Origin of the sequence: Gardnerella sp. KA00243, assembly GCF_049244105.1 — a bacterium.
In the GTDB taxonomy this organism is placed as follows: Bacteria; Actinomycetota; Actinomycetes; order Actinomycetales; family Bifidobacteriaceae; genus Bifidobacterium; species Bifidobacterium leopoldii.
Map to the genome: position 1 here is coordinate 908,066 of NZ_CP058375.1, position 10,062 is coordinate 918,127.

Sequence of the window (10,062 nt, forward strand, 5' to 3'; positions counted from 1 at the left end):
GAAGATGTTTGTGATTTGTTTCTGCTTGTTTATATGCTGCTTATTTAGCTTTCACTTGCTTGTTATTAGTTTGTCGATTTATTTATTATTTTCATAAGCTTTTAAAGCTTCGTTAATATATCGTTTCGCATAGCTGTAATACGTGTACATGCAAGTTCCTATATTTTCGCCTTCTGCTTGTTTAACAAGTGACCACAAATGCCAGCACCATCCTGCAAATCCTATATAAGCCAATAAATGACGCTTTTCTTGCGTAGATGGAGTATGCACTAAATAAATAGGCATTGCTTCGCTTATTTCGGTGTTATTGAATTCGTCTGAAACACATAAAGTACCAAAATCTTGAGCGTAATCAGACATTCCAGCATATTCCCAATCGATAAGATGATAGCGATTGTTTTGATCTATTAGAATATTTGCGCCTAGTATGTCATTATGGCAAAGGCAAGTATGCGAGCCGTCTTGAGTAATTACAAAGTTATGAAGCTCGTCAGCTAAAACACTTAGGTCGATGATTTTTGGCGGTATTTCTACATTTCTATCATTAAGTTCTTTCATATAGCGCTGAGATTCTGCGTAAAAATCAAAGTTGCGATGCACGCTTTCGTTACTTTCATGCAAAGAACGAACTAATTTCAAGCTTTCCTGTAATTGGTTAGGATCGTGCATATTTGCAATATGGCAATCTGGCAAAAATCGTGAAATCTTCCAACCTTCTTTAGCGTCTGCTGTAATAAAAGTGCCATCTAAACCAAGTTTTTGAGCCAATTGCAAAGCTTCAGCTTCAGCTTGTCTGTTAATAAGCACGTCTGTTCCAATGCCAGGATGCCTATAAACGTATTCGCTATTGTCAACCGAAAAATGGCAAGATAAATTAGTAAGACCTTTTTTAAGCGGATAAACGTTATGAATATCGGATTTTTTGCAGTTAAGTGTTTGAGTGATATGGTCAAAAATTGCGCTATCAATATTTTCTAGGAAAAGTGGATCAAATTCGCGTAGCTCATCAATAGAATCAAATTCGTGAATAATTGGCGTATCGTACTTGCGTATTTGCATGTCGAGTTCGTCAATGTGTTCAATAAAAATATCTTCCCAAAGTTTTCCTGCAGTTTGTGGCAAATCGTATTCTTCACGAAGAATTTGCATAAATCGTTTAGAAAATGCTTCGTCAAAATATACGTGACCAATCATGTACCAAGCGTTACTTCCGCCAATCGTGACTTTTGTAATGCGATCATGCGCTCCGCAAGTCATGCACCATTCTTTAGTGTATCCTTGCTGGAATTGCGCGGAATAATAAGCTTTCCAAACGTATTTTTCAAATGGATTTTCGTCGAAATAATTGTCGGATGAGCAAATATAAGTGTTCGATAACTGGTTTGCTACTGCCATAATTGAACTGTTGTTATTGCGCGTGCTGTACTCGCTATTGGGCACGATTTTCACGTTAAAAGCGTCTTCTAAGTAGAAAAATTGCTCTTGCTTGTAGCCAACAACAATTGTTATATCGTTAATCCCAGCTTCGTTAAGTTGCTTGATTTGGCGTTCAATAAGAACTTCTCCTCGAACTTTGATTAGTCCTTTAGGTATCTCGTATGAAATAGGAGAAAATCTTGAAGAAAAGCCTGCTGCCATAATAATAGCGTTGCGTACTTTATATGGTTCAAGAGATTTCATGCCTTCTTCAGTGATGCGCAATTCATTTGTTGTTTCAATAAGATTTTTATTTTCTGCGCTTTTTATTGCTGAATTAACAGTTCCGAGTGAAATTCCTGATTGCGAGGCTATGTCTCGCTGGCTTAATTGCGCACTTCTGTTTTTGTTATTTAATAGCGTTGTAAGAAGCTTAAATTCGTTGTGATTGATAGCCATGCGAGCCTCGCTTGTGTTGGTATTTTGTTCATTATACAACAAGTGTTCAAAAATAGCTATTAAATTTTTATTTTGAACAACGCGCAGCTAAAGCGACCGAAACTGCGCAAGCATGTAAAGTTTATGTCGCTTTTTAGCGAGAATCCGACCGAAACTGTGCAGCCACGTAAAGAATAGGTCGCTTGCAAGCAACAAAACGTATATAATGAGTAACCATATGACTTTTGCTAGTAAAAGTGAGAGAAAGCAACAGAAGGTGTAAGTATGGCGTCTGTATTTCGTAAGCTAATGCGCAAATTTATTGAGCATTGTCCTTCATCAAAACGTTCAATAAAAGATCTTAGAGCGCAAGTTAGCGATTTACAAACCAGCATAGATCGCATGCAACGCGTGTTAGACGAGCAATTGCCGCGAATTCTTGAAAACCAACGCAATATGCACGTTGACATACTTACGAATCGAGAGCACGCTTCTCTCTTAGCTTGGGCAAACTACCGTCATGACAATGAAAGCGATTTTGACGCTCGCAAGCGTTTTTACTATGGTCTTCCTCAAGCAACTGGTTCAGTGCGACTTATTCAACGCGGTTGCGCTTCGCTTTTAAATGAATTTGCAACGTTTGCTAAAGAATATAATTTGCAATATTGGGCTGATTTTGGTACTTTGCTTGGCACTATTCGCCATCGCGGATTTATTCCTTGGGATGACGATACAGATTTAGGAATGATGCGAAGCGATGTAGATAGGCTTCTTGAATTGCTTAAAAAAGATGAAAAGTTGTCTAAACGCTATCGCGCAGTGCTTATATTTGACCCTTACGTTTTCTGCAGGCAGCTTAGATTGCGATACAAAAATTCTGAAGACCCCAGCTTCATTGATATTTTCTTCTACGATTACATGCCTAAATACGATGAGCATACTAAGAAAAGGTTTATTGAAATTCGTGAAGAATTAAAAAAAGATTTGAAATCTAAACCTTTCTATAATAAATGGCACGCAAACGGATACTTGGAAGATGGCGAAGAGTTTAGTGACGAAATAGAAAATACTTTCACCAAATATCAAAATATTGCAAAAAGTGAAAATATTATTGCAGATGACGTTACTAGCAACGAGTGCAATATTATTTACGGGATTGATAACGTCGATTCTGAATTAATATACACATCGCAATATGAGGATATGTTCCCGCTTAGGCAAGAAGAATTTGAAAAATTCGCAATTTTAGTACCTAATAAAACAGAAAAAATTCTCTTCAATTATTATGGGAATATTTATCAGCTTCCTTCAGATATGGTTTCGCACTTGCAGCATGTAAGCCGTGAGTTACTTAATAACAAACATACTATTGAAGCAATTGAGCAAGATATTGAAACTAACCCTTATATGCACTGATCATGCTTAAACTCTGGAATGTAACAAGTATACGCATTACATTCATTGGCATTGATCGTAAAATACATAAAGCGGTAAGCCTTCGCGCTACTTGCCATGCGCTTGCAATATACTTGCTTTAAAAGTAACAGATTTTAGAACCGATACGCACAATAATGTGGGGTAAATAGTGGCAGCAATAGCGACAAAAAGCGAAATGCATGAAAACAGCACAAACGAAAAAAGTACGCGCATAATGCAGAGTTTTCTACTAAAAATAATGCCATCTATGCAAAATACGCAAAACTTTTTAAAAACCCACGCATTATTGCGCAAAATATTACCCTTTATAACAATATTTGTAATTACTGGACTTGTTACTATTTTCTTCTTCAGTAATCTATATCTTTCCTATAGTTCTAAAAATTATGCAGAAAAACAACTTGCTCTAGTTAACGCATCAATACCAGACTCCAGCAGCTATAATGCGCAAACAGGCAAAAAAGAAACTAAAGATCAAGCTCATATAGTTGGAAATACAATAAATATTCCAACTTCTGGATCAGATGTAATATTAAGCGACATCAACTCCGCTACTAAAGCTATAAAAATTGAGTTAGAGCAAACAAAACCAGTAACACTAGTTACAGGAACTGTTGAGATCGAAGACTTCGGCATAGCTCCAAACGCGTACACTCTAGCAGACTCTTTCCAAATGTCTACAGGAAAACACAACACTAGAACACTTCGATTTGAAAGCCACGGAGACGCTTATAAAATTCGCTTACACTTCAACCAAACAGGAGCTCCTTTTACACTCAAAGCTGTAACAGTAAATCCGCCTTTTGCGCTGCACATAAACTTTGGAATGTGGGCAATACTTTTCGTTGCAAGCTCACTTATATTCTTGGTATACAAGAAAAAGTGGTATTTGCTTAACTACGACCGCCACAATCTTGCACAAAATATAGTTTTTTGGGCAGTATGCGCAATGCTTATGGGATTCTCGCTCTACCTGTGCTTTGTTGTATATCACGGCCACGGCATACGAGTGCCATTCCCGTCTGACCTATACGATCGCGTCAACGGAAATCCATACACTGAGCAGCTTAAAGCTTGGAAATCAAACTCTTTGGCTCTGCTGCAGCAGCCACCTAAAGAATTAGTAGAATCCGCAAACCCGTTTAGTTGGGGCCAACGCATGGACTTGGGTTCTAAAGGAGTATCCATACCTTGGGATGTGGTATTCCACAACAATCATTACTACTGCTACTTTGGCATAGTACCATTCCTGCTCACTTACTTGCCTTTTAATCTGCTCTTCCCACATGCAGTTCCTTCCGCAATATTAGTTGTTACAATATTTGCAGTTGCGATTATTCCGTCTATGTTCGCGCTTCTTAGAGAAGTTGTTGAATTCTTTGCAATACGTGCCAATTACTGCCTGTTTTTGCTTTCTGCAGCAGCCTTCCCATTTGGATGCTTAATCTTCTACTTGCAATCTTCAGCATCCCTTTACTATATGCCTCTGCTTAGCGCAATACTGTTCGGGATCTTATTCGTATACGCTTCTCTTAAAGCTGTGCGACTTCACGCAACTCATCCGCGCGCTGGGTATGCTCTTTTTGCACTCGCTGGCATAAGTCTTGCTTTACAGTGTGGATCTAGGCCAAACGCGTGCATTCCTGTTGTTGCTTTTATAGCTCCGCTGTTTATTGCGCTATTATTTGACGCGAAACGAAGTATTGCAAATCGCGTTGCTGCGGCTTCAAGCTTCCTTGTTCCTGCAATCGTAGGTGTAGCTGGAATATTAGCTTATAACTACTTGCGTTTTAAGTCTTTCTTTAATTTTGGCAATGAAGAGCAACTTACTAATTTCGATTTGCGATTTAATAGTAAATCTTTTGACCCTACTAAGATTCGCGATATTTTCCTTAATTATTTCTTAAAACCTTTTAATATTTCGGAAAATTTCCCATATATCTCTATACCTTGGGCAAATAATCAAGGTTATGGAAATTCTTTCTACACGCATATGATTTTCGGTCTTATGATGATTCCGCTTTTCTGGTGGCTGTTTACATTAAGACGTAAGTTTATGCAAAAAATTGAGTATATTATGACAGTCGTTGGATTAGTAGCATCCTTCTTGCTGCTGTATCTTAACTACTGTTTAGGCGGCAATTTGTACCGCTACTATTGCGATTCGATTATTATATTCATTTTGATTGCAATAATGAGTATGCTTCACAGAGTTAAGCCTTATAGCAAAGATATTGATATTACTTGTGAAAAAGATTGTGCAATTGCTGAGCAATCGTCTTTGCGTTTGTATATTCCAGCTGTGCTTTGTGCAGCGGTAACTATTGTAATAGTTGGTTTATTAGTATTCAGTAATCATACTGAGCCGTCTGCAGATATACAAAACGTAAACCCTGATTTATTCCTTAAGTGGAGTGATTTATTTACGATTGGTCGCTGATTTGCGCGACGACCTGCCGTAGCGCTTAAAGCGTAGCGCGCGAAGGCGACTCGGAGCGTGAGCTTGCTTGCGTTGAAAGCACGGTGTGCTTTCAACGCAAGCTCAGCAGCAAGTACACGCAAAGTGTACGAGCGCTATAAGCGCAAACACAAATTTTCCAGCCTCGTCAAAACCGAAAAATTAAATCAGTTACAAAACTCATAGACGATACTAAAGAATATCGAAAATAAAACTCGCGCAACATGAAACAAAATGTAAAATAAACTATATAAAAAATGGCCAGCATGCTGTTGAGCACACCGGCCACTTTAGCTAGTAGACTTAATTACTTAGCTTGCAATGTAGCCTTCTGGCAATCCTGACGCCAAATACCATTACCGTCATGATGCTCATCTTCAACAGGAGCACCGAGCTTTTCGAAGCCGCCGCGAGCGTAGTAATCTTTACGAAGATTGAACATAAGAACAAACTTCTTATCCTTACCATGCGTCCAAACGTCACCATTTTGGCAACGCTGACGCCACCAGCCAGCACCCATGTTTTCCTCTTCGGCAACAGGAGCGCCAAGCCAAGCAGCACCACGATGCCCTTGGTAAGAGTCGCGTAACTCGAACTGAATCACGTACTTAATGTCTTTGCCGTGCGTCCAAACGTCACCGTTCTTGCATTGCTGACGCCACCAGCCAGCACCCATATTCTCCTCATCGGCAACAGGAGCGCCAAGACGACCATAGCCACCATGCTTGTAGTAAGAGTCACGCAATTCATACTGAATCACGTACTTCTTATCTCGACCCTGCGTAAACACGTCGCCATGCTGGCAACGCTGACGCCACCAGCCGCCTCCCAAGTTTTCTTCGTCTGCAACAGGAGCGCCAAGACGACCATAGCCACCATGCTTGTAGTAAGAGTCACGCAATTCATACTGAATTACATACTTCTTATCTCGACCCTGGGTAAACACGTCGCCATGCTGGCAACGCTGACGCCACCAGCCGCCTCCCAAGTTTTCTTCGTCTGCAACAGGAGCACCAAGACGAGCGTAACCGCCGTGACCATAGTAGGAGTCGCGCAATTCGTACTGAAGAATAAAGCTTTTATCTCCGTTGGTCCAAAGATCGCGGCGATTTGCTTTCTTACTTACTTTCCAGCCGTCTCCAACTTCTTGCGAAGAATTTGTGCTGGTGTTAGTAATCGTGTTACCAAACTCAGAAACACCATTGATTTCGCTGCCATCAACCATGCCAAATGCGTTCAAATCAACGCGACCATCAATTCCGTCAACGCTGCCGTCGGAAGTGTACTGCCATCCGCGCAATGCTGTAGAAATAGGGAAGCCTACACGAGAACCGTAGCTAGCAACCCAGCTTGTACGCTCGTGAATATACTGAGAATTTAATGGTCCTCTCAAATAATTTGTATAAGAGTAAACGCCGAGCTTATGGTAGCCTGCAGAAACTAACTGATTCCACCAGGAAGCAACAATATCCTGGTAAACATATGGGGATGTTGGTGGTTTATGACCACTCCAGCTCCACTTTTCCAAATCGTAATAAACAGGATACGTTAAATCTTGAGGACTTACTCCAGCACCCTGTAAAAGATTTACAATGTCGGCACCTTCAGCAGCACCATCTTCAGCTTTTTCAGCATAAGAATACATATAAATGCCGAATGGAATACCAAGACGCTTGCATTCGCTAATATTGCGCAAAGCTTGCTTGTCATAGCCATTATCCCAGCCATAGCTAATACGAATAATCGCACCATCTACTCCAGAAGCTTTTACAGCATCCCAATCAATTTCTTTTTGATGCTCAGAAACGTCAATAACCGCCTTAGCGTTATTGACAAACACATCATCATTTCCATCGATAAAAGCCGTAGTGCCATCAGCATCGCTCCAATGCGCACCATACTCATTATCAATAAACGAGCTTTGATACACAGTGCCAGAATGTGATTGAATAATAGGCTTAACAACACTTTTGGTATGCACATTAGCACGCACATTTGCATGCACATTAGTATTCACATGTTCAATCGATGAAGATTTTTGCGGCGCAACGACATTCATAGTGAAAGCAGTAGCAGCCGATACTAATCCAGCTAATACACGTACGATAATCTGTCCCACGAGTCCTCCAGACATGTTTTTTACGTGTTTCTCCGCTACTACCATAGCAATAGCACCCTAATAACAAGCATAAATTCAATAGAAATGTGAAAATAATATGCAAAAATATGTGATTTTTACAAAAAACTGAAATAAATAAACCATTAAAAAGAGAATTGCAAAACGTAAAGCAAAAATAAAAAATGGAGCGGACGACGGGAATCGGACCCGCGTAATCAGTTTGGAAGACTGAGACTCTACCATTGAGCTACGTCCGCAATTACGCACCATACTTGCACGAAATATTCACGCACAAATATCGACTCGTTCAAGTATACAGATGCTTGTGACATCGACACAAGTGCACAAAACATATTTTTCTTATATTGTATCTTTTCTTATAAGACTTCAAGCATTACAACAGCTGATGCGAAAGCTGAATTATCGTCTAATAATCCGTCATGGCTGAGCGAAATATGCCAACGAATATTATCTATATGCTCGCTACTATCTACGCACTCGTTGTGCGCACTGAAAAGCGATTTTACAAGTTGCGAATGCACATCTGCGCTGAGAATAACGCGCGGGCAACCATGGGAATCGTTAAGAATCTCAATACTCGCCCACGGCATGTTATCCAGACTATATGGATAAGGGTTATTTATTGTGCATAACGCCTCGGACCACGCTTTAATCACAGCTTCTTTGCCAGCCCAACGTGCTGCAATATGTAAAGCTTTCTCATCATTCTTCACTTGCGCACGAAGATCACATTGTCGAAGCTCTCGCACAGAAAACAGCGCACGCCAACCATTGCCATCCTGCATCTGCTGAGCAAACTGCGCAACGTTTACCAAGTCGTGCCCTATTCCTGCAATCATACACACCTACTTTTAGCATGCATACCTACTTTTAGAATGCACACATGTTTTACACGCACCTACTTTTATGCGCACCTACTTTTAAATTGCATACTATTATTACTATATAAGCATATTTCGTTAGGTAAAAAGTAAAGGCGGATGCACAACACCCGCCTTTACAAGTAAATTTTTAATTATTACTAAAGAACTTATTATTACAAAATTACTTTATGCGAATTTAATAATTATAAGAACGAGAATAGCTGCTCTGCAAATCATTCACACCGTTAACAAAGGCATCAATCTTGCTGACCACAGTAATTTGAATATAAGCAGCAATAATAATAGTTATAATTCCAAGAACCAATCCTGCAACAGCCATACCGTGACCACGCTTGGCACCTGGAACACCAGCCTTGGTGTTACGCATTGCAAGAACAGCAAAAATAACAGACAGAATACCCAAAACCCACCAAATAATAGTGAATACAGGTACCCAAGCAAATATGGTACCAATAATTCCAAGAACTAATGATGCAACAGCCAAGCCTGAAACAGGAGCCTGCTGAATATACATTGGTTGCTGACCATATGGCTGCTGAGGCTGCTGAGCATAAGGCTGCTGAGCGTAAGGCTGCTGTTGAGCAGGCTGAGCATACGGTTGCTGAGGTTGCTGAGCATAAGACTGCTGAGGCTGCTGAGCGTATGGCTGCTGTTGGACTGGCTGAGTGTAAGTCTGTTGGACTGGCTGAGCTTGAGGAACCGGCTGAGCTTGCGGAACCTGCTGGTTATTTTCGTCCATTTTCCCTCCATCTGCAAAAGCAATACAAGTAATACAATTCCATGTAGCTCATAAAGCTTTCCAAATAATTTCGATTGTCAAACGATAAGACAAACAATGCGATTATACAACACATGTAAGCCATGCAACACATACAACATTAATTAATTAATTAAGCGTCAACACATAACGTATTTGACATTTTTATGTTCTACGCAAAAATACTATATAAAATCTTGTATAAAATATATTTAAATCAACAATTACTTACGTGATTCTTCACTGCAGTAGCAAACGCCGAGAAAATCACGGAAAATGTTTTCCAAAACTACAAAAACGACAGCAAACGCCAGAAAATTACGCACGCTACGACCTGCTTAAGCATGTGCGTGAGAAACGCTACAAGTGCGATTAATTCATATGCGAATAAATTACTATAAAACGATAAAATTTTAGATAATTTTAAATAATCCGTCGTTATGACAATATTTTATACATAGAGCACCCCCCCCCCCCGGCAGAAAATTTTAAAGTTGTTATATATCTAACAATAAAAAAATTATATAAACTT

Annotated in this window: 6 protein-coding genes and 1 tRNA gene; 2 read left to right on the forward strand and 5 right to left on the reverse strand. The window is 39.8% G+C overall.

The genetic code is table 11. The features are described 5' to 3' along the window. Positions 1–78 precede the first annotated feature (78 nt). Entirely contained in the window at positions 79–1,875 is a 1,797-nt protein-coding gene (locus tag HXT50_RS03465; RefSeq protein ID WP_415696121.1) for a phosphotransferase, read from the reverse strand. A 264-nt stretch (positions 1,876–2,139) separates the two neighbouring features. Here HXT50_RS03465 and HXT50_RS03470 point away from each other — a divergent pair, with 264 nt between their 5' ends. Both HXT50_RS03470 and HXT50_RS03475 read left to right on the forward strand, forming a co-directional pair. Further along, entirely contained in the window at positions 2,140–3,270 is a 1,131-nt protein-coding gene (locus HXT50_RS03470) for a LicD family protein (protein WP_421777024.1), read from the forward strand. 268 nt (positions 3,271–3,538) lie between these two features. Continuing rightward, entirely contained in the window at positions 3,539–5,731 is a 2,193-nt protein-coding gene (locus HXT50_RS03475) for a hypothetical protein (RefSeq protein ID WP_407645753.1), read from the forward strand. Positions 5,732–6,056: 325 nt separating this feature from the next. On the opposite strand, the gene HXT50_RS03480 is transcribed toward HXT50_RS03475, so the two are convergent. The 4 genes from HXT50_RS03480 to HXT50_RS03495 form a co-directional block, all read right to left on the reverse strand. Beyond that, positions 6,057–7,913 (reverse strand): GH25 family lysozyme, encoded by a 1,857-nt coding sequence (locus tag HXT50_RS03480; protein ID WP_421777025.1) that lies wholly within the window; start codon positions 7,911–7,913, stop codon positions 6,057–6,059. Between the two features lie 138 nt (positions 7,914–8,051). Next, positions 8,052–8,125: transfer RNA gene (locus HXT50_RS03485), tRNA-Gly, on the reverse strand. Positions 8,126–8,245: 120 nt separating this feature from the next. Continuing rightward, positions 8,246–8,728, reverse strand: a complete 483-nt coding sequence (locus HXT50_RS03490) for a holo-ACP synthase (RefSeq protein WP_421777026.1) — start codon at positions 8,726–8,728, stop codon at positions 8,246–8,248. Between the two features lie 220 nt (positions 8,729–8,948). After that, positions 8,949–9,512 (reverse strand): DUF4190 domain-containing protein, encoded by a 564-nt coding sequence (locus HXT50_RS03495; protein ID WP_240321012.1) that lies wholly within the window; start codon positions 9,510–9,512, stop codon positions 8,949–8,951. Positions 9,513–10,062 lie beyond the last annotated feature (550 nt).